The organism is uncultured Capnocytophaga sp. (genome assembly GCF_938029845.1).
Classification (GTDB): Bacteria; Bacteroidota; Bacteroidia; order Flavobacteriales; family Flavobacteriaceae; genus Capnocytophaga.
Genome location: NZ_CALHGG010000146.1, coordinates 1 through 21,380, shown reverse-complemented (window position 1 = coordinate 21,380; position 21,380 = coordinate 1). Strand labels below are relative to the sequence as shown.

The window sequence follows — 21,380 nt, the reverse complement described above, 5'->3', positions numbered from 1 at the left end:
GAATGGGCAAATATACTACTTTTCTACAAATATGAAAAATTTTTTTTATAAAAAAAGCCACTCCATAGGAGTGGCTTTAAAAATATTATTTTTTTAATTACTTATTTCGAAAGTTAATTATTTTATTTCGAAAGTTACACGACGTGCAAGCTGACGAGCATTAGCTGAATTTGCGTTAACTGTCTTATCTTCACCTCTTCCTTCGAAAGAAAGTTGAGATCCATTGATACCTCTATCAACCAAGAGTTTCTTAATAAGTTCAGCACGTTTGTTAGACAATTTTTGGTTATAGTTTTCACTTCCTTTTTCATCAGCATATCCAACAACTTTCACACTAGCACCTGAATTTTGTTTCAAGTAGTTAGCTACGAAATCAACAGCCCACAAAGAAGATTTTTGAGGAGCAGAAGAGTTGAAATCAAAGTATACATTGATATAACCTTTTTCGATAAGCTCACGAGCAGATTCTCCAGAATAGTTAGTAGAAGTTGGAGCTGCTTGAGTTTGGTTGTTAGCTAAGCTACCGTATTTTTCATTGATGTAGTTTTCAACTTCATCAGGCACACGGTTACCATTGGTATCCACCATCTTGTCTTCTTTGTTATCAAGTCTCTTAGCAAGCTCAGCAACATTGTTTTCAGCTTTAGCTAAGCGCTCTGAAAGTTCGTTATCAGCAACTGCTTGGCTGTACCAATCAGCATGAACTAAGTTCTTTCCTAAAGCAACTTGCAAACCGATAGTTCCTGTAAAGTTCAAACCTTGGAAACCACGTCTTGTAGTTGCAGATTTACCATCAAATGTTCTGTTTTGTCTTGCATACAAGTATGCAGAACCATCAACTAGCAAAGTTACACGGTTGCTAAGACGAACTTGTGGAGTAAGACCTGCAGTAACAAAACCTATATTGTCAGCCTTAGGAATATAGTCTCCCTTAAGTTGTCCTATACCCACACCTGCATGTGCTAGCAAGCCAAGATCACGAGTCCAATCTTCAAATGAAAGTACACGACCTAAGTTGGCCACTCCTTGTAAGTTAACATTCCAAATATTGGAATTAAATTTAGGAGATTTTTTACCTTCTGTGAAGCTATCATAACCTCCTCCTAATCTCAAACCAAATTTGTTATTGAACATATAACGAACGCCTCCATTAAGTGTCCAAAAACCTGGTGTTTTTGTCGAATATCCTGATGTAAATCCTACTGTTGGTTTGTTAGCACCAAAATTTACATCTACCGACCATTTGTTGTATTCTTGAGCATTTGCACCCAAGGCTACAAGAGCTGTCAAAGCTAGAATTTGCTTTCTCATAAATGTGATTTTTAATTCTAATTAAATTTCATTAACGTGGGAGCAAAGGTAACACATTTTTTCATTTCAACAAAGAAAAAAAGAACCTTTTTATCAATTCATTTATTATTTATAATTCTATTAATAATTTTCTAATAAATTTCAGTTATTTGCAAGTCTTCATAACGAAGTATATACACTGCTCGGTTCTCATATCCCCCACCTTTGGATGGGTTCTTAATGTATTGAAACTTATTCTCTTGGTAGGATGTTTCTCCTATATTAGCTTCTTTTACAAAATTTCCACTCAAACTAGTTCTCAGCACAGCATCCATCGTGAGATCGAAGCCACGGAACGCATATTTACTAGGAGACATCTTATAAGTTTTGAAATATTTACTTATAAAAGGATTGGTCTCGCCTACATATCTATTGGCTGCTGGATAAGTGAATTTCAAAGCAGAGAGTTGAGAATTAGAAATACTATTATGATCATAAGCATCTCCTTTGTCTAGAGTTGCCATAATAATATTATAATTCTTATTCTTTCCCGAAATGCCTGCTATATTATATAGAATACGGATTGCATCGGAAAGGAAAACTACATCATCGGAGGATACAAAAACAATATTGGTAGCCTCTTTGACCAAAGCCTTTTGTATTCCCTGTACATTATCCACACTCTTAGCTTGTAGGAAAGATGACTGTAATTTTTCATTCATATCCTTACTCTTAGCATCGGAGAGTAATACTATATTAGCATCAGGATATTTCTGATACACAAAACTGATCATGCTATTTTGTTGTACTTCTATGGTAGGAACCGTCTGAAACACATTGGGACGCAACTCTATATTTTTATTAGAAAGTGGTGCCAATATAGCGGTATTATTGTCTGTTATTACATCAGAAAGTGCATTAAAGGCCGAAGGTGCAAAAGGTCCTATTATCACTTGTGAATTCTTCAATGCTTCACTAGAAGAGATAGCCTTCACTCCTTGTACACTTCCATTACTATCATATACATTTACTGTAAGAGCAAAGCCCATTTTCTGCAAAGAGTCCAAAGCTATCAAAGCTCCTGAGTAAAAATCTGCTGCTACGGCAGTCATTCTTTCTTTCTGTAATTTCGTCTTGATATCTGCTATATTGCCTGCTTGAATGTTATTGACTCTAAAAGGCAACACAAAGGATACTCTCTTGACATTGGCTGGTTGCATATTAGCTTTTACCTTAGGATTAGCATCGGTATTGTTAGCCATACCTATTTGTGAAAGCCCTGCTGTGGCTACATAATCTAAGAAATTACTTTTAGGAATCCAGATTTGAGCTTCGAGCTTGATACCATCCTTAAGCTCTGGATTGAGCTTTTCTAATTCTTTTTGAGAAAGACCAAACTTGCGTTCCAAGCTCATAAAGCCCTCTCCTTTTTCCACTTGGTAGAGTACTAAGGCCTTATCAGTAGTTACTTGAGGGACACCTGTTACTCCTGCTGGCACCCATATTTCCATCCCTTCTTTTAGAGGATTGGGTAGATTGGGGTTGAGTTTCTCCAATGCTTCTTGAGTGATTCCATAGTTTTGGGCAATACGCCATATCCCCTCTCCTGGTTTTACCACATATTTAGTAAGTCCTTCCTTACCTTTGGTGATCTCCTTGGCAGCTTCTTTGTAGACAGGTATAGTCAACTCTTGCCCCTTGCGTAACTCTTTCTTATACAGAACTATATTATAGCGACGCAAATCATCTTGAGTAACCCCATATTTTTGAGACAATCCATAGAGGGTTTCTTTGTCTTTCACCTCATGTATCTGAAAACCTGAAGGCTGTTTCTTATTAAAATAACTTACTTCTTCCCCAGGTAAAATAAGAATCATACCCTTCTGCAACCCTTTTTCTGCTAAGGAAGGGTTCAATGATTTTATATCATTAGGCGAAAGGCGATATACCTTCGCTATATTCTCCAAAGTATCTCCTTCTTTTACCGTGTAACTGGTATGTTGCTTGGTCTGTGCTAAAAGAGGTAGACCTATAAGAATTGACAACAATAGTAATATTTTTCTCATTTTATTGCTTTTTACAAATAACCTAATTTTTCTCTTACTCTCTTGAGTGTCTGTTGAGCTATCCCCGAGGCTTTCTCTGCCCCTTTTCTTAAAATATCATCTACTTCAGTAAGGTGCTGCATATAGTAAGCAAATCTCTGCCGCGGTTCAGCGAATTTTTCTAAAATAAGTTCATACAACGCCGTTTTAGCATGCCCAAATCCATAATTTCCTGCTCTATAGAGATCTGCCATCTGCAAGGTTTGTTCCTGTGAAGCTAGGAGCTTATAAAGACTGAAAACATTACAGTTATCAGGATCCTTAGGGGCTTCAAGAGGGGTACTATCCGTTTGGATAGACATGATTTGCTTCTTAAGTTCTTTCTCTGGCAAAAATATATTGATATAATTGCGACGAGATTTGCTCATCTTCTCCCCATCCGTACCTGGAATAATCATAATATCTTCTCGGATACTCTCCTTAGGAAGGACAAAGGTCTCTCCCATTTGGTAATTGAAACGAGAGGCTACATCACGAGCAAATTCCAAATGTTGTAATTGGTCTTTACCCACAGGCACTACCTCGGCATCATAAAGCAGTATATCTGCTGCCATGAGCATGGGATAGGTAAAAAGTCCTGTGTTGACATCCTCCAAGCGATCAGCCTTATCCTTGAACGAATGGGCTAAGGTAAGTCGCTGGTAAGGGAAGAAACAAGCCAAATACCAAGCCAGCTCAGTTGTATAAGGCACATCGCTCTGCCTATAGAAGGTCACACGCTCATAATCCAAGCCAAAAGCAAGCCATGTGGCGGCCACCTCATAGGTATTTTGTCTTAACTGCTTCCCATCCTTTATCTGTGTAAGTGAATGTAGGTCAGCTATAAACAAAAAAGACTCATTACGAGTGTCTTGTGCCATTTGTAAAGCGGGTAATATTGCTCCTAATAGATTCCCCAAATGTGGGGTTCCTGTACTTTGAATACCTGTGAGTACGCGTGCCATAAATTACGTCCTAAAAAGAATAACATTTTTTTAATGGTGCAAAAATACAACTTTTAATTCACATAGAAGACTTTTTACATAAAAATAACGTATCTTTGCCCCTCAATTCGGAGGGTATTTCCTTAACCTATCTCCCTATTATTTTAACTATGCAAAATAACGTCAATATACAGAACAAACGCGCACGTTTCGAATACGAAATCTTAGACAAATATATAGCAGGTATTGTCCTAAAAGGCACCGAAATTAAGTCCATCCGATTAGGAAAGGCTTCCATAGCTGAAAGTTTTTGTGAGTTCAACGAAAAGAGCGAACTCTTTGTAATCAATATGACCATAGAAGAGTACGCATGGGGTACTTATTACAATCATAAACCTAAAAGCGAACGCAAGCTACTACTAAAGAAAAAAGAACTCAAGAAACTGCACAAGGAAGTGAAAAACACTGGGCTTACTATTGTCCCTTTGCGTGTTTTCCTTAGTGAAAAAGGCTTTGCTAAGATGGAAATTGCCTTGGTTCGTGGTAAAAAACTACATGACAAGCGTGAAACAATCAAGGACAGAGATAACAAGCGCCAGATGGACCGCATCAAAAAAGCCTACCAATAGTATATCGCCTTGAGTATATTTCGCTTCAAACAGTTTTCAGTATCACAGGAGCATTCTCCTATGAAAGTAGGTACCGATAGTGTGCTATTGGGTGCTTGGACACCTGCAGGAGCTCCATCCCGCATATTGGATATAGGAGCTGGCATGGGGCTTTTATCCCTAATGATGGCACAACGCTTCCCCTCTGCCCAAATATGGGCAATAGAGTGCAATGAGGAAGCAGCGAAGGAGTGTCAAGCCAATGTAGCTCTTTCTCCTTGGCCACATATTGTTGTGGTTATAGCAGATATTCGCCAATGGGAAACTCCTGAAAAATACGATCTTATTATCAGTAATCCCCCTTTCTTTTCAGAAAAAACACTCTCTCCTGATAGAGTACGAGCCCTCTCTCGTTCCAATGAACACCTTCCCTTCTCCGATTTATTACACTGCGTGGCAAGACTACTTTCCCCTATGGGGCTATTTTCGGTAGTTATTCCTTATAAGGAAGAGACCTATTTTGTGGAAATCGCTCACCATATAGGTCTATACCCTACTCGTATCCTACATGTACAAGGCACTCCTGAGTCTGCAACCAAGCGTAGTTTGCTCGTTTTTTCTTTCCAGAAAACAACTACCCCCCTTATAGAAACCCTTGTTATAGAGAAAGGACGACACCAATACACACAAGAGTATCAAGAACTTACCAAAAATTTTTATTTAAAATTCTAAACAAAATATTAAATCACACCTTCCTTTCAGAAACAATTCGTAATTTTGTGCTCGTCTCAAGGGGTGCTGTAAAAAGCTGAGATTATACCCATAGAACTTAGGCTGGTAATGCAGTCAAAGGAAAGAAAAATAAACTATCTGATTACTATATAATTTAAGTGGCTTATTTTTGCACCTGGGTAGCAAAAATAAGCCTTTTTTTAATCTGACAAATAATGCCCCTTTGTTTGTAAAAACATTTTTTACAATGAAAAAAAAATGGTTGTGTGGGGCACTACTCCTCTCTATTCACACATTTGCTCAAGAAGCCCCCACTGAGAAGGAAACGAACAAGGAACAACCTATCGCTTTGGACGAGGTAGTCATCCAAGCGGTACGAGCTAAGGAAAACATTCCTGTCACCTTCTCCAATGTTTCAAAAAAAGAAATCCAACAAAAAAATGCAGGGCAGCAACTCCCTTTGCTCTTAGACCATCTGCCCAATGTGGTCTCCACTTCGGAGGATGGTAGTGGTTATGGGGCTACCGCCTTATTCATTCGTGGTAACGATGCCTATCGCACCAATGTTACTATCAATGGAATCCCTTATAATGACGCAGAATCCCAAGGGGTTTTCTTCTATAACCTATCCGATTTTGCTGCTTCTGCACAGAGCATACAGTTACAGCGTGGGGTAGGCACCTCTACTAATGGAGCTGGGGCATTTGGGGCTAGCCTTAATGTGCTAACTGATGCTATTTCTGAAAAACCGTATGCTGAAATAGCTAACTATCTAGGAACTTACACCACTCACAAACACTCTGTGAAACTCTCCACAGGCAAGCTCAATGATCGCTTCGAGGTGATGGGGCGTTTCTCTAAGATCAATTCCGACGGCTATATAGATCGTGCTACTTCCGACCTCAAGTCTTATTTCCTACAAGGAGCTTATAGCGATGATCACACCCTAATTAAGGGGCTGGTATTCGGTGGAAAAGAAAAAACTTACCTCACTTACAAAGGTATTACCGCTGAGCAACTAGAAAAAGATAGAAGATATAACCCTGCTGGGAAATACTCAGACAATGGACAAACACGCTTCTATGACAATGAGACGGATAACTACCAACAAGATCATGCACAACTGCATTGGACTGAAAAATGGAATCCTTATTGGCATAGTACGCTCTCCTTCCATTATACCAAAGGACGTGGCTACTGGGAACAAATGGACAATTGGGGCGATGCTAGAGGAAACTTTGTAATCCGCTATCAGTTGGACAATGATTTTTACGGAAGTGTATTTTCTGTTAATTACCATAAGGAAGCCTTAGACTTTGTCTTAGGTGGTTCTGCCAATGTATATGAGGGAAATCACTATAACGAAACTATCTGGGCACAGAATGCAGGTACTGCCTATAAAGAAAGTTCTACTCCTGTATATGGAAACAAGAAAGAGGGGGCTGCTTTTGCTAAACTCACTTGGCAAGTTTCCCCTCAGTTAAGCCTATTCGGGGATGTTCAGTATAGGTATGTACAATTCAAGTCCTACCTCAAGAAAGTAGATATCAATGAAGGACTACCTATGCTAAATCCCAAAGCAGGAGTTAGTTACTTTCTAAATCCTAAAAATACCTTCTATTTCTCTTTTGCACATGCTACCAAGGAACCTAACCGAAATGACTATAAGGAGTATGCCGAGAATAAAAAGAATGGTGCTGAACTTCCTAAAGCTGAAAAAGTCAATGATTTTGAGCTAGGTTGGAGATACAATACAGATAAGGTAAAGGTCAATGCCAACCTATATTATATGCAGTACAAAGACCAATTGGTACTTACTGGAGACATTAATAAAACAGGCTACTCTCTTCGCCGTAATAGTGGAGAAAGTTATCGCGCTGGTATAGAAGTAGATGCAAATGTACTCCTTAGTCCTCAATGGCAATGGGCACCCAATGTTTCTTATAGTCAAAACAAGAATATCGACTATAAAACCAAAGATCCCAACCATCCTAACCAGTTCTTAAACTTAGGAACTACTTATATCTCCTTCTCTCCTGATTGGGTAGTGGGTAATACGATTACCTTCATTCCTATTGAAAACTTACAAATGAGTCTCGTTTCCAAGTATATAGGAGAGCGATACTTAACCAATGAAAACGAAGAAAATGCTAAATTAGAAAGCTTTCTAGTGCATTCACTCCATGTTTCTTATGAGCTTTTACCAAAGAAGACATTTAGGTCTATACTATTCACAGTAGCAGCCAACAACCTACTGAATAAGAAGTATGTAGCGCATGGGCGATATAACAAAGGCAAAGCACTCTATTTCCCTGCTGCTGAAGCCAATGGTATGGTAGGGGTTACCCTCTCTTTCTAAGTATGTTCATAGCCTCTCATAAATGAAAAGTCGTGCCTATTATGGGCACGACTTTTTGATTTTTAATCTTTATGGTAAATCTCTCCTTTTTCTAACTGTGATTGAAATTCCTCTATTGCTGGCTTAATAGTACTTTCTGGAAGGTCATCTATACGAATATACATGAGACCATCTATCGCATTATTAAATAAGGGATCTACATTGAAAGCTATCACCTTGGCATTCTGCTTGATATATTTCTTTATCAGTACCGGAAGGCGCAAGTTTCCTGGCTCCAGCTCATCAATGATCTTGTCAAACTTATTCAGGTCTGATTGAGTTTCATCAAGGATAAAATCCTTATCAGCATCCTTAAGGCGTACCTTATATTCCTTCTTAGGTTTTACATATTGAGCAATGTAAGGGTCATAGAAGTTGGATTTCATAAACTCAATCATGAGTGATTTGGAGAAATCCGAGAACTGATTGGAAATACTTACTCCTCCAAGCAGATACTTATGCTCTGGGAAGTGCAAGGTAGTTAGCGCAATTCCTTTCCATAACAAGAACAAAGGCATTGGTTTCTGCTGATACTCACTCACTACAAAGGCACGTCCCATCTCTATCGTTTGCCGCATCATGGTATTGAGTTCAGGATCAAACCTGAATAGACTATGTGTATAGAAGCCATTAATGCCATATAGGTCAAAGAAATCACTTCCTAAGCCCATACGATAGGCACCTATGATTCGCTTAGTATCGCTTTCCCAAAGGAAGAGATGGCGATAGTAAGCATCATATTCGTCCAAGTCTATTGAGAGATTGGTTCCCTCCCCTACCTCACGAAAAGTGAGTTCTCTAAGCCTTCCTATCTCTTGGAGTATATGAGGAATATCCTCCGCCTTAGCCAAAAATATCTCATATTCCTTATGTTGCAAAAGGCGGGTACCCTGCTGAGTCCGCAAGAATGCTATTTCCTTCTCTAATAGTTCTGGATCTTGAGCAGGGGCTACTTCCTGTGGATCTTTGTTATTCTTTACCTTTATCATAGAGGCGAAGGACTTAAATAGCTTTTTCTCTTCGTAGGTATTGGAAAGCAAATAAGTCTTCTTTCTTAGGAAATTGGCAAACTCATAAAGGTCTTCCATTTCCTCCTGTACTTTGGGTAATATTGGACGACCTATACGTATACCTATCGTCTTGTTCTTCTGGGATAGTAGCTCTGAAGGGAGTTTAGCAGTACGTAGCGTATCACTCTGCTTGGCTAGCTGATAGAATAGAGGACTATTCTTGGCATGAAAATAGATAGGTACTACTGGAACATTGGCCTTTTTTATCAGCTTCATAGCCGATTTTTCCCATGTTTTATCTACATAAATATTTCCACTAAGCTGGGTAGAAACCTCTCCAGCGGGAAAAATTCCCAAAGGTAACCCCTCCTTGAGGTGTGCTAAGGCCTGCTTGAAACCCATAAGGCTAGAAGAGACTTCCTTGTGATCTTCAAAAGGATTTACTTGAATGATATAAGGGGCTAAAGGTTCAATACGCGCCAATAGAAAATTGGCCATTACCTTATAGTCTGGACGTTGTTCCAAGAGAATTTTTAGCAAAAGAATACCATCCAATCCTCCCAATGGGTGGTTGGATATAGTAATAAAGGGGCCTTCCTTAGGAATCTTTCGTAAGTCTTCTTCTCGCACATCATAATGCACTTTGAATTCTTTGAGCAAGGCATCCAAGAACTCTACTCCTTGTAGGTGCTTATTCCTATCATAAATTCTGTTGAGAGGTGCCAGACGCAACAGATGCAACAGCCCCCAACCTGCAAAGGTGCCTACAAACCCAAATCGGTCTAACTTAGCTGCTTTTGCTAGTTCCTTTGCCGTAATCAGTCCCATAAGTTATTGTAAATCATTTATTATAATTACTCAAGCCTTGCTAGTGTGGCTCGAAACTTTTTATACACTTTTTCAAAATGCAAATATAAGAATTTTTTGGAAAAAAACAGACTTAATTTTTCATTTTCTCCAAAAGAAAAACTTTGCCAAAGAAACTCTGGCAAAGTTTGCTAATAAACTATGATGACAATTTTTACAGATAAGACTGTACCTTATTGGCTACCTCTTGAAATTCTTCAGGGGTGAGTTTTACCTTCTCTTGGAAGGTCATCTCACTCATCTTGCTGATAGGGATAAGGTGTATATGTGCATGATGCACCTCCAGCCCCACTACAGCCATTCCTACACGCTCACATGGAACTGCCTTTTCAAGGGCTATGGCTACCTTACGGGCAAACTCAAGCAGCTCATGATAACGATCCTCTGGTAGATCAAAGAGCTTATCCACTTCCTGCTTAGGTATACAGAGGGTATGCCCTATCGCATTGGGATTGATATCTAAAAAAGCGAAACAATGTTCAGTCTCTGCTATCTTATAGCAAGGTATTTCACCATTGACAATTTTTGTAAAGATAGATGCCATATCTTAAGATTTATCGGGTTATTTCAATAATTTCCATCTGTAAGGTACCATTAGGCACTTTTATTTCGGCTATATCTCCTACGGATTTGCCTAGCAATCCGCGTCCTATGGGGGAACTTACCGAGATCTTACCACTCTTAAGATCCGCTTCACTCTCAGCTACCAAGGTATAAGTCATTACGGCATTGTTAGCCTTGTTCTTAAGCTTCACAGTGGAGAGTATCAGCACCTTGGAGGTATCCAATTGGGACTCATCTATCACACGAGCATTGGCTACCAATTCTTCTAACTTCGCTATTTTCAGCTCTAAGAGTCCTTGTGCTTCCTTTGCTGCATCATATTCTGCATTTTCTGAAAGGTCTCCCTTATCTCGGGCTTCAGCAATTGCTTGGGAAGCGCGAGGACGCTCTACATCACGGAGTTGATCCAATTCTGCCTTCAGTGCACGTAACCCTTCTTCAGTGTAATAAGCTACTTTCATTTCTTTTTATGCTTTTTAGGTTGATAAACTAATAAAAAAATAACACCCCAGCAAAGTTCAATTAAGCATACACTAATTTTCTCTCAACTGGAATGATGTAAATACTGATAATCAGCCTCATAACTCTTAGCTACAAGACCTCCTTACATAGGGGCAAAGATACAAACTTAATTCTATTTCACAAGCAAAATGCAAAAAAAAATTTGTGTAGAGAATTTTAGTACATTAACTTTTATTTTTATTTTTTAACTTATGCCCTCGTGAATATCTTTTTTAAGAAACCATCCTTCATGCTGTGTATTGTTTTTATTTTTTTACTACTTTTGCACATTATTCTATTAATTACCAATATATTTCATATGAAAAGAAATATGCTATGTTGCTTTCTCTCTTTTTTCTCTCTTTTATGTTCTGCTCAGGAATTTGATATAGGAGTTAAGGGAGGGCTTAGCTATGTGAACCTAAGAGGAACTACCTCAGATGTTTCCACTTTCAAAGGAAAATTAGGTGTATATGTAGGTGCATACGGAGAACTTTTCTTAGGACGTATCTTCTCTCTGCAACCTGAAGTACTCTTTTCCAGACAAGGTGCCCGCTGGGAACGTGAAGGACTACTACCCAATGGAGAACTGTACAAGGCTTCTATCAACACTGATTACATCAATGTACCTATACTGACCAGCCTAAAACTACATGAAAAATTCTCCCTACAAGTGGGAGGACAATTCGGTTTTCTTGCTGTAAAACCCGAAATAGGCTCTGAAGAAACTATCTTCTACAATGGGGAAAACTTCTTGGATAAGGGTATATATAGGAACTTTGACTTTGCTGTGATTATAGGCTGTAAGGTACGACTCATGGAGGACTTAGCTGCCGAATTGCGCTATGTCAATTCCCTTACTAACCTATTTGACAAACAGCACCCTGCACTTATCACTACTGAGTTCGGAAATAATAATGTCTTCAGACACTCCTACCTCTCCATAGGAGTGGAGTATCGCTTAAAACAACTAACAATATTCTAATAAGATGATGAGACGATGTGACAATTGACTAATTGAAACATTGGCTAATTGACTAATCGACTAATTGACTAATTAATTTCACATGAAGAAACACTTACTCTCTTGCTTAACTGCTTTATTTATATCACTATCCATTATATCTTGTAGTAATGATATAGATGACAGAATTCCCAAAAAGCGCTCTACCCCTACTCCCGAGACGCCTGCCACTGAGAAGGAGATACACATCACTCCTCTTACCGATTCGGCAGCTGCTCCTCAAGGAGGACAACAAAGGGGAGAGGATCCAAGTGACCAGCTTAGTAATTATACCTTTGATCAGCAAGTGATGATTACTTTCTCTGAGGGTAATGTGCAGGTTGTAGGAACTCCTAATATCACTGTACGTAAGGATCAGGCACACCTTAGCATATCTTCCGCAGCACAAAATGTAGAATATGTTCTCTCTGGAAGTGCTTCCAATGGAAGTTTTAGTCTCTCTAGTGCACACCCTTACAAACTCACCTTGCGTAATCTTTCATTGACCAATGAGAATACTGTAATCAGTCTCAGCAATAACAGTAAGGCCTTTGTTAATATTCCAATAGGAACGACAAACGTTCTCACCAATAGTATCTCTTATAGTGATAACGATAATACAGCAGTTCTCTATAGCTTAGGTTCGCTCATCCTTACAGGTGAGGGAAATCTTTCCCTATTGGGACAAAATACCTCTGGAATAGTATGCCAAAGTAGCCTCCGTACAACGCTTTCTTCCCAAGCCAACCTCTCTGTCAAGGTTAAAAAAGATGGTATCCGTAGCAAAACAGCCTACACAGGTGACGGAGGTTCCCTAGTGGTGGACACCCAAGAGAATGATGGATTGGGCAATGCCATTGTGGTTACCAACGGCTATGTAATTATCAATGACGGAAACTATACGCTCAAGGCCAAGAACAATGCTCTTATGGCCTCCCTCACGCAAAGGGAGACAGATCCCTTTATCACGATCAATGGAGGAACCTTTTCTGTTAGTGCGTGGGCTAAAGGAATTGTGTCTCCCAGTATCATTACCTTTTCCAATGCTAAAATAAATCTCAACTCTATAGATACAGGAGTGTATGGGGGCAAGGGAATCTACATCAACAAAGGACTATATGATTTTGAATCTACCTCTGAGAATGCCTTAGAGAGTGAACTATTGGTAAGTCTAACTGCTGGACGTACTTTCCTAAAGAGTTTAGGCACAAAAACCCCTATCAATGTACCTCCTACAGGTGTCTTTGAAATAACAGGGGGTAGCCTACTGGCCACTGGAGGAAAACCAGAACAAAAAGCCGCCCTCAAGGAAGGATCCCAAGTGGCTTTTGCTTTCTTTAGTGATTTTCAGTCCAATACCTTATTACACCTTAGAGAGGGCGAACGCGAGGTCTTTACCTATCGCACTCCCATTTCCTTTGCTTATCTACTTTTTACCAGTAGCAAACTCCTCCCTAATAAGAAATATGACTTCTATAAAGAAGGTACTGTAAGGGAAGGGGAAGAAGAAAATAATCTCTATAAAGAAGGGTATTACAAAGCAGGTACTCATGTAACCTATTTTAATACCAATAAGACTATTAACCCCTAAAAAGCAGATTATTTGTTAAATAAAACACAAATATCAAAAAATTTTTATTTTTGGAACAATATTAGCTGTTACTAAGTGTTCAAGCACTTCTTATGAAAAAATGTATCTTAGCTATTCTTATCAGTAGTCTTTTGTGGGGCTGCAAACAACAGAAAAAACAGTACTTACCCGATTCGGTAGGGAGTATCAACTCTCTTACAATCGTGATGGACCCTCAATTGTGGGGAGGTATTGTAGGAGATAGTTTGCGTAGTTACTTTGCCTCTCCTGTAGAAGAAATTGCAGGAGCAAGAGAACCTATCTTTGACATTCAGCAAATTCCCGAAGATGTCTTCGAAGGAATGACCCGTGCAGGAAGAAATATCTTGATTGTCTCCACTGACCACAAAAATCGCTTCCATATCAAGGACTCTCTTTATGCTAAAAACCAAAAAGTGGCTTTCCTTACAGGACAAACCACCGATGACCTTATCAGCGAAATACAAAAATACGCACCCGTGATTATTCTCTCTTTCAAGGAAAATGAGATGCGTGAGGTAGAAAATCGCTTCAAGCAAACACTTAATAAGACCAAAGCCATTGAGGAACGCCTTGGAGTACAACTTACTTTCCCTTCGCTATATCATATTGTAAAACAGGAAGATAATTTCTTTTGGTTAGAAAGAAAAGTAAAGAATGGTACCGCCGATATTCTTATTTATGAGATACCCAAGGGGAAGATTTGCTCCTCTGATAAGGATTGTACAAGTGCTATTATCCAAATGAGAGACTCCATTGGTCAGCGCTACATCCCTGGCCCAGAGGAGGGTATGTATATGATTACCAGCCCTGCCTTTGCGCCTACTTATAAGAGAATCCAAATAGGCAACTACCCTACTATTGAAAGTAAGGGGCTTTGGGAGGTGAAAAACTTCTTACTTGGTGGCCCTTTTAGCAACTATATTATAGAAGATCCTAAGCGAGACCGCTGCATTGTCATAGAGGGCTTTATCGCTGCCCCTGGTACCTCCAAGCGCGATTTGCTTTTTGAATTAGAGACTATTATTAAGTCTGTAAAATTTTTATAAGTTATTAAACTAAGGTGTTGTGGAAGCTACTTGTAAAAGTTTTCCATTAAAATAAGGATATTGGTGCAGTGCAAAATCTTTGATGTACTGCGCCATTTCTTTTGCTGTAACAGGAGCTTTATAATCAGGAAAAGCCTCCGAGAACATCTCCGTCTGTACAGCCCCTAAGGCCAAACAATTGAAGTGCCATTGGGTGTCTTTGTATTCTTCAGCCAATAATTCTGTCAAGGCTATAAGAGCAGCCTTGGAAGAGGTATAAGCAGAAAGACCTGCAAACTTCATAGCACCTTGTACTCCCCCCATACTACTAATGGTAACTACATGTGCCTGCTCTTGGAGCATTGGCAGTAAGCATTGTATAAGCCTAAATACGCCCAATACATTTACCTGATAGACTTCTTGCAACTGAATATAGGAAATCTCTGCAAAAGGCTCATTAATGAGTTTGCCAGCATTACTGACCACTATATCAAGACGGATATGCTGTTCTTGTAGGAAACGGACCAACTCATGTAGGCTTTCCTCTTGGGTAATGTCAAAAGGAATATAAGTGGTATTACCCTCCTTATACATTTGAGGATAGCTACGGGAAAGAGCAAGTACTCTAAAACCTTCCTTTTCAAAAGATTCAACAAGGGCGGCCCCTATTCCTCTACTGGTTCCTGTGATTAAAATAGTCTTCATGTATTCGTGTTTCTTTATTTTGTCTGAGCAGTGGTTTCTTCCGCTCTCACTTTATGGATAACAGGATAGTTGGTAGTGGTGTATTCCTTATAGGAAGCTCCCTTGAGCATACAATCCATAATGCGGTGCATATATTCATCTATAGAGGGATTGGTAGTATTGAATAGGAAAGTAAATACTACTTCCTCCTCTGGATACACATAGAACCAAGCATACCCGCCTATCCCATTGCCTATATGTCCATAGTAGGTACGTCCTTGCCAATCAGGAGCCGTCTGCCAGCCTATACCATAACCTGTATTTTTCCCTGTATTGAGTTGTTGTGAGGTAAGCATCTGTTCTTGGAATTCTGGTTTTAAGAAAGCCTTACCTAGTATCGCCTGTCCCATTAGGTTTACATCGTAAGCCGTGGAGAGGAAACCTCCCCCTCCGAGCTTGAAGAAGTTATTGACATCGCTGGTTCTCTTGAATTGCTTCTTCTTATCTGTCATATAGGGAATCGACTGATTAGGGGAAAGTCCTCCCATATCAGGAAAGGTATGATACATTCCCAAAGGCTCCAATACATTATGAGTTACATACCACTCAAAAGGTTCCTTTTTAGCCTCTTGCATAGCCAAAGAAACCAAGTTGAAATCATAGCTATTATAATAATACTGGGTACCTGGCTCAAAGAGTAAGGGGTCTTGGGAAAATACTCCTATCCCTTCCTTAATACTCATAAAATGATTAAGAAGGACTTCTTTCCCCTTATAGGCTCGTATGCCAGCTAAGTGTCCTGCTAGCTGCTTTACTGTAAAGTCATACTCTTTCTTAGGAAAATAAGGTACATAGTCATAGAGCGAACAATCCCAGTCTATCCATCCCTGCTCCTGCATCTTGGTAAGGGATAGCCCTGTGAGAGGTTTGGAGACACTGGCTATTCTATAAAGCGTTTCACGAGTATTGACAGGTACTTTCTGCTCTATATCTGCATAGCCATATCCATGTTCCCAAATAGGAAATCCTCGCTTGGTTACACAGATTGAAATACTTGGGGTATAGTGTTCCTGAAGCAGATAATTCACTACCAATTCAGACTGCTGAATGGCTTTCTCCAAAGAATTTATCTTGGATACATCTTCTGCAAAAATTTGTTTTTGGGTGATAGGTTGTGCAAATAATTGCTGAAAAAATGTAATAATGGACATCGTCAAGATTATTTTTATTTTCATAGATGTTTTTGGTTCTTTATTTCCCTTAAAAAAACGCTCCAAAGAGAACTCTTCAAAGCGTTAAAATTAAAAACTCAGTATTAATTAGAAAAATCTAAAAAGTTATGATTATTTCAACAAATCATTAAGCACCGATACAGCTTCCTCCACATACACATCCTTCTGAAGGCTTTCATGCCAACGATCACGACGAATTTTCACATCTTCATTGGCCTTGGCTTTCTCTTCTTCAGCAGGGAGAGAGGCAAATTGTAAGGCTGATTTGTATTCAGTTAGCTCCTTAAACTTCTTAATCATGGCTTCACTCTCATCAACCTGTTTCTTATAGGCATTGTATTCGAGTGAATAGGTATTTTCATCTTTTTGTTTTTGTACCCAGCGTGCATTCTCATCTATGAGCTTGAATAGCGGACTGCCCTCTATACGCTTCTTGCTATTAGCTATAGCGGTGGGAAAGTTCTGGTTTTGCTTCCATGGAGTGAAAGCTACCTTATGTATCTCATCCCAAGGTAGTGGGTTTTCCAATTCTCGCTCTCCTACCTTGATATATTGGTAACGATCTGGAATCACTATATCACTATTAACGCCCTTGAGCTGAGTAGAGCCTCCATTGATACGGTAGAATTTCTGACGAGTGAGCTTCACCGCCCCCATATCTCCCAAGAGGTTATTGCGCACCTCTCGATTCAGATCTATGAGTTCTTGTACGGTTCCTTTCCCATAAGATTGCTTACTACCGAGAATAATCGCACGACCATAGTCCTGCATAGCTGCGGCTAATATCTCAGAGGCAGAGGCAGAGAGTTCATTGATAAGTATAATAAGAGGCTTATCCCATTGTACAATACCATCACTATCTTCCAATACTTGCATGCTATTGTTAGCACTGCGTACTTGTACGATAGGACCTTCTTTGATAAAGAGACCACCTATTTCCACTACTTTGGAGAGTGAGCCACCACCATTGTTACGCAAGTCCAAGATGATACCTTCTACATTCTCTTTCTTGAGTTTTTCTATCTCCAAGGCCATATCCGAAGCCGAGTTACGCTCACGAGAATTATTGAAATTGATATAGAATGAAGGTAAGTTAATCACTCCATAAGTATGCTGACCATTCTTTACAAGGGCTGATTTGGCAAAGGTCTCTTCTATCTCCACTACATCACGCTTGATAGGTACCACTTGTATGCTACCATCCATACGCTTTACAGTAAGGCGTACCTCTGTACCTTTTTTCCCTTTGATAAGCTTTACAGCATCCTCCAATCGCATTCCAATCACATCCACAGGATCATCAGCTCCTTGTCCTACTTTAAGTATCAAATCACCTACTTCCAAGAGCTTGCCTTTCCATACAGGCCCTCCCATGATAATATCGGAAATACGAATCCCATCAGATTTCTTTTGGAGAACAGCACCAATCCCCTCGAACTTACCAGAGATATCACGGTCAAAACGTTCTTTGATATCAGGTGCCATATAGCTAGAATGGGGGTCTGTAGCCTCCATATAGCTATTGAGATAAACTCCAAACCAATCGTCCTGAGTAAGGTCTTTGTAAGAAAGAAACATCTCCTCAAAGGACTTTTGGGTTGCCTCCAGTGCTTCTTTTTTGAGGGTTTCACTATCCTTAACTACATATTTGGCATCCTTCTCTTTCTTATCCTGCTCTTCTTTCTCTTTGATAAGTATATTAGAGAGAATAGAATACTTAATCAGTTTGCGCCAACGTTCCTTAAGAGCTTTTTTATCCTTGGTATAAGGAATTTTCTCATAGTCCAAGTCTATTGTTTCTTCCTTTGAAAATTCATAAGGCTGTTTGAGCAGCTCCTCAGCAAGCTTATTAGCCTCCTCTATCCTTTCTTTTAGGCGGGTATAGGTAAGCGTAAAGAAGGAAGTATCCTTATTCTTAAGATCATCATCTAGTTTTGTTTCACTCTTCTTGAACTCATTGATATCTGACTGGATAAAATAGCGTTTCTGTGGATCCAAGTATTGCAAATAAGCCTTATAGACACGCTTAGAATAGGCATCATCCAAGGTTCTTTGGCTAAAGTGTCCTCTTGAGATGAGGTATTCAATCACATCCATCAAATAACGCTCTCTGTCTCCTTCACCTGTGTGTTCAAACTTTTTACCTGTAAAACTACAAGAAGCAAAGGAGATGAGTCCTAAGAAGAAAAGAATAAAAATATTTTTTTTCATTGGTTTATTTAATAATTCGCAAAGGTACTACTTTATTGTGAGAATAAAATATTTTTTATATTCTTTAACGATTCAGTCTTCAGTGGTTAGTGGTCAGTGGTTAGTAGTTAGAGAACTGAGAACTGAGAACTGAGAACTAATAATGCCAATCAACAGTTAAAACACTACAAACTAACTGTCTAAGACGCAATAAATTGCGTCTCTACACATACGCTGACTAAGACAATTACCAAAAGCATAGTCCCCCGTAGAGACGCAATAAATTGCGTCTTAATGAATTGGACTATACAATTGTTTTTCTACTATTGATTCACATTAATAACTAATAACTAGCAACTGACAACTAATAACTAGCTACAGACTAATGAATCTTACAAACGGGTATCGGCTGCATTTTATGCTGGTTAGCCTTATTGAGTCGCTTGAATATAGAAAGTACTTTCTCTTGGCGTGGAGTGAGACCTTCCTCCTTCTGACCTTCCTCTACAAAGGTCATTGCCCATTCCAATTCGGGATAGGAAGCCCCCAGCTGGTCTTCGTCGGTACGATCATCTCCGAAAAGACCGTCGGTAGGAGGTGCCTGACGTATCTCAGGGATAATCTCCAAGTAGTCGGCCAGCTCATACACCTCACTCTTCATTAGGTCAGCTATGGGACTAACATCTACCCCACCATCACCATATTTGGTAAAGAAGCCTACGCCAAAATCCTCTATCTTGTTGCCTGTACCTACCACCATATAGCCATATAAACCCGCAAAGTAGTAAAGCGTGGTCATTCTAAGGCGAGAACGTGTATTGGCTAATGCCAAAGCGTTATCCGTCTCAGCTGGAGGGATTTGCCCTACAAAGGTATCAAACACAGGGGTGAGATCCACCTCTAAGCTGCTTACATTGGGATAGCGCTCTTTAAGAAAGTCTATATGAGCGCGTCCTCGGCTCACTTGGTTCGGGGCTTGGTGTATAGGCATTTCCAAGCACAATACGGGCTTACCCGTTTGGGCACATAGAGTGGAGACCACTGCGGAGTCTATCCCCCCAGAGATTCCTATAACCATACCCTTGATACCTGTTTGCTGGAGGTAGTCCTGTAGCCACCCCACTATATGCTGTGTTACAGCTTGTGTATTCATAATGTGATATTTTTATAAAGTTTAAATTCAATTTTCTAAGATATATCTATGGAGCATTTTTTGTTTATCAACTACAAAAATGACATTATATGCTGCTACTCCATCTCCTCCTGACAGAAATATGATATACTCTTTGTCTAGTGTATTCAAGGATTAATTGCCATTAGCCCCTACACCTGCTTATACTAATTTTTCGCAAACCATTTCTTTTTGACTATAAAGCCTTTTCTTTAGCATTCTTTTATATAAACTATAGGCACACGTGAAACTGTATCATACTTTTTAAAATACCATCAAAATATTGCTATGAATTATCTTGTATATTTTATTATTTCTTTTCTGTTTTTTTCTTGTAGTAAAAATATCAAAATATCCGAAATGGATAAATCTTACAATGCTAGAATTTTACAGATTATGAATGAAAACTCATCTTACAAGTTTAATTATTTCTACTATGAAATAAAAAACTATACCCATAAGGATTATAGCAAGGTAGCATATGAAATAGAAAATTTTGTTGATAATAGTTATATTTCATCTGTTGCGAAAAATAAAAGAGCAGAGATATATTGCTTTTTTTATGAGAAAAGATGGTGGTATAGGAGAATTAACTTGAATGATACCGAAGAAATTAGCGATAATGGCTTAATTTACGATAGAGATTTAATCGCATTAGTTGAGTTCATATTAGATGAGAATAAAAATTATATTAAGAAAATTATTGTATATAATAAAAAAGAGATAATGTATGAAAGAAAAGAGATTTTGGATTAAGTATTAGTTATTTATACTGTAGTTTAGTTAAAATAGGTATTAGAAAATATCATAAGGTATTTATTCATTTATTTATTATAGTGAAAATGAAATTGAAGAACAAATTAGGATGTATCATTCTACGGGATTTTAATTTTTATACATTAATAATCATTATTATGCTATTCTTATTCTACATATATACTTTACCTTATATTGCAGAATATGAAGAGATTACAAATTACTCCCCAAAAGCATATCTTATAAATAGTGTAGTAGATAATCTATATTTTTCATCTAACTTTTGGCATTCCCCCCTCGAATATTTAAAAGATATACCTCCCATTTTATTGTTTTTTTTAATCATATTGGCATCATTATTGAATTTTTTAACTACTGTATATACATTATCATTTATTCTGACCATTATTGTAAATACAACACGATGTTTTATAAAAAAATAATTGAGGTGTCAAAATAATTTCATATATTTGCATTCTGAAAATTAATGTGTTTAAGTTTCGCAGGTCATTTTTAGGTTATAATTAGATTTGTAATTAGTGAATAATCAATATATTGCAAAATAAACCTCCCCTCACATACCCAGCTGTGAGCACTCGCTGGCTTTCCCCTCCGAGAGGGAAAGTCTCCGAATACTTGGAGGAGAGTATGTGAAAATTCGTTGAAAAAGATAAAAATTGTCTATCAATCTGGAAAATGTCCTCTCTCT

The 21,380-nt window shown here is 38.7% G+C and carries 17 protein-coding genes and 1 riboswitch; of the genes, 7 read left to right on the top strand and 10 right to left on the bottom strand.

The features are described from left to right. Positions 1-117: 117 nt before the first annotated feature. The 3 genes from Q0625_RS10560 to trpS all read right to left on the bottom strand — a co-directional run bounded on the left by Q0625_RS10560 (position 118) and on the right by trpS (position 4,339). The gene (locus Q0625_RS10560; RefSeq protein ID WP_298826866.1) at positions 118-1,311 is read right to left on the bottom strand and encodes an OmpA family protein; all 1,194 of its coding nucleotides are present in this window, start codon (positions 1,309-1,311) and stop codon (positions 118-120) included. A 131-nt stretch (positions 1,312-1,442) separates the two neighbouring features. Further along, positions 1,443-3,356: a LysM peptidoglycan-binding domain-containing protein gene (locus Q0625_RS10555; protein ID WP_298826864.1), complete on the bottom strand. Its 1,914-nt coding sequence runs from the start codon at positions 3,354-3,356 to the stop codon at positions 1,443-1,445. Positions 3,357-3,367: 11 nt separating this feature from the next. Next, positions 3,368-4,339 carry a tryptophan--tRNA ligase gene (gene trpS / locus Q0625_RS10550; protein ID WP_298826861.1) on the bottom strand — a complete coding sequence of 324 codons (972 nt, stop codon included), beginning with the start codon at positions 4,337-4,339 and terminating at the stop codon, positions 3,368-3,370. A gap of 149 nt (positions 4,340-4,488) precedes the next feature. On the opposite strand from trpS, the gene smpB reads away from it, so the two are divergent. The 3 genes from smpB to Q0625_RS10535 all read left to right on the top strand — a co-directional run bounded on the left by smpB (position 4,489) and on the right by Q0625_RS10535 (position 8,017). Then, positions 4,489-4,947, top strand: a complete 459-nt coding sequence (gene smpB / locus Q0625_RS10545) for an SsrA-binding protein SmpB (RefSeq protein ID WP_298826858.1) — start codon at positions 4,489-4,491, stop codon at positions 4,945-4,947. A 60-nt stretch (positions 4,948-5,007) separates the two neighbouring features. Then, entirely contained in the window at positions 5,008-5,658 is a 651-nt protein-coding gene (locus Q0625_RS10540; protein ID WP_298826869.1) for a methyltransferase, read from the top strand. A gap of 49 nt (positions 5,659-5,707) precedes the next feature. Next, a riboswitch (TPP riboswitch) is annotated at positions 5,708-5,798 on the top strand. Between the two features lie 107 nt (positions 5,799-5,905). Continuing rightward, positions 5,906-8,017: a TonB-dependent receptor gene (locus Q0625_RS10535; protein ID WP_298826855.1), complete on the top strand. Its 2,112-nt coding sequence runs from the start codon at positions 5,906-5,908 to the stop codon at positions 8,015-8,017. A gap of 62 nt (positions 8,018-8,079) precedes the next feature. Here the strand turns inward: Q0625_RS10535 and Q0625_RS10530 are convergent, their stop codons facing one another. The 3 genes from Q0625_RS10530 to greA form a co-directional block, all read right to left on the bottom strand. Continuing rightward, positions 8,080-9,894: a lysophospholipid acyltransferase family protein gene (locus tag Q0625_RS10530; protein WP_298826853.1), complete on the bottom strand. Its 1,815-nt coding sequence runs from the start codon at positions 9,892-9,894 to the stop codon at positions 8,080-8,082. A gap of 193 nt (positions 9,895-10,087) precedes the next feature. After that, on the bottom strand, positions 10,088-10,477 hold the full coding sequence (locus Q0625_RS10525; RefSeq protein WP_298826849.1) for an HIT family protein: 390 nt from the start codon (positions 10,475-10,477) through the stop codon (positions 10,088-10,090). A gap of 10 nt (positions 10,478-10,487) precedes the next feature. Continuing rightward, positions 10,488-10,958: a transcription elongation factor GreA gene (greA, locus tag Q0625_RS10520; protein WP_297970318.1), complete on the bottom strand. Its 471-nt coding sequence runs from the start codon at positions 10,956-10,958 to the stop codon at positions 10,488-10,490. 359 nt (positions 10,959-11,317) lie between these two features. On the opposite strand from greA, the gene Q0625_RS10515 reads away from it, so the two are divergent. The 3 genes from Q0625_RS10515 (at position 11,318) to Q0625_RS10505 (ending at position 14,659) form a co-directional block, all read left to right on the top strand. Continuing rightward, the gene (locus Q0625_RS10515) at positions 11,318-11,983 is read left to right on the top strand and encodes a porin family protein (RefSeq protein WP_298826846.1); all 666 of its coding nucleotides are present in this window, start codon (positions 11,318-11,320) and stop codon (positions 11,981-11,983) included. Positions 11,984-12,065: 82 nt separating this feature from the next. Continuing rightward, positions 12,066-13,592, top strand: coding sequence for a carbohydrate-binding domain-containing protein (locus tag Q0625_RS10510; protein ID WP_298826844.1), 1,527 nt, complete (start codon positions 12,066-12,068; stop codon positions 13,590-13,592). 92 nt (positions 13,593-13,684) lie between these two features. After that, a complete protein-coding gene (locus Q0625_RS10505; RefSeq protein ID WP_298826841.1) occupies positions 13,685-14,659 on the top strand; it encodes a DUF4837 family protein in 975 nt (324 codons plus the stop codon). Between the two features lie 9 nt (positions 14,660-14,668). On the opposite strand, the gene Q0625_RS10500 is transcribed toward Q0625_RS10505, so the two are convergent. The 4 genes from Q0625_RS10500 to nadE all read right to left on the bottom strand — a co-directional run bounded on the left by Q0625_RS10500 (position 14,669) and on the right by nadE (position 19,897). After that, the gene (locus tag Q0625_RS10500) at positions 14,669-15,343 is read right to left on the bottom strand and encodes an SDR family oxidoreductase (protein ID WP_298826838.1); all 675 of its coding nucleotides are present in this window, start codon (positions 15,341-15,343) and stop codon (positions 14,669-14,671) included. Between the two features lie 14 nt (positions 15,344-15,357). Then, positions 15,358-16,533, bottom strand: coding sequence for a serine hydrolase domain-containing protein (locus Q0625_RS10495; protein ID WP_298826835.1), 1,176 nt, complete (start codon positions 16,531-16,533; stop codon positions 15,358-15,360). Positions 16,534-16,665: 132 nt separating this feature from the next. Then, positions 16,666-18,765 (bottom strand): carboxy terminal-processing peptidase, encoded by a 2,100-nt coding sequence (locus Q0625_RS10490; RefSeq protein WP_298826833.1) that lies wholly within the window; start codon positions 18,763-18,765, stop codon positions 16,666-16,668. A gap of 361 nt (positions 18,766-19,126) precedes the next feature. Next, positions 19,127-19,897, bottom strand: coding sequence for an NAD(+) synthase (gene nadE / locus Q0625_RS10485; RefSeq protein ID WP_298826830.1), 771 nt, complete (start codon positions 19,895-19,897; stop codon positions 19,127-19,129). Between the two features lie 378 nt (positions 19,898-20,275). On the opposite strand from nadE, the gene Q0625_RS10480 reads away from it, so the two are divergent. Next, entirely contained in the window at positions 20,276-20,671 is a 396-nt protein-coding gene (locus tag Q0625_RS10480) for a hypothetical protein (protein ID WP_298826827.1), read from the top strand. Positions 20,672-21,380: the final 709 nt, after the last annotated feature.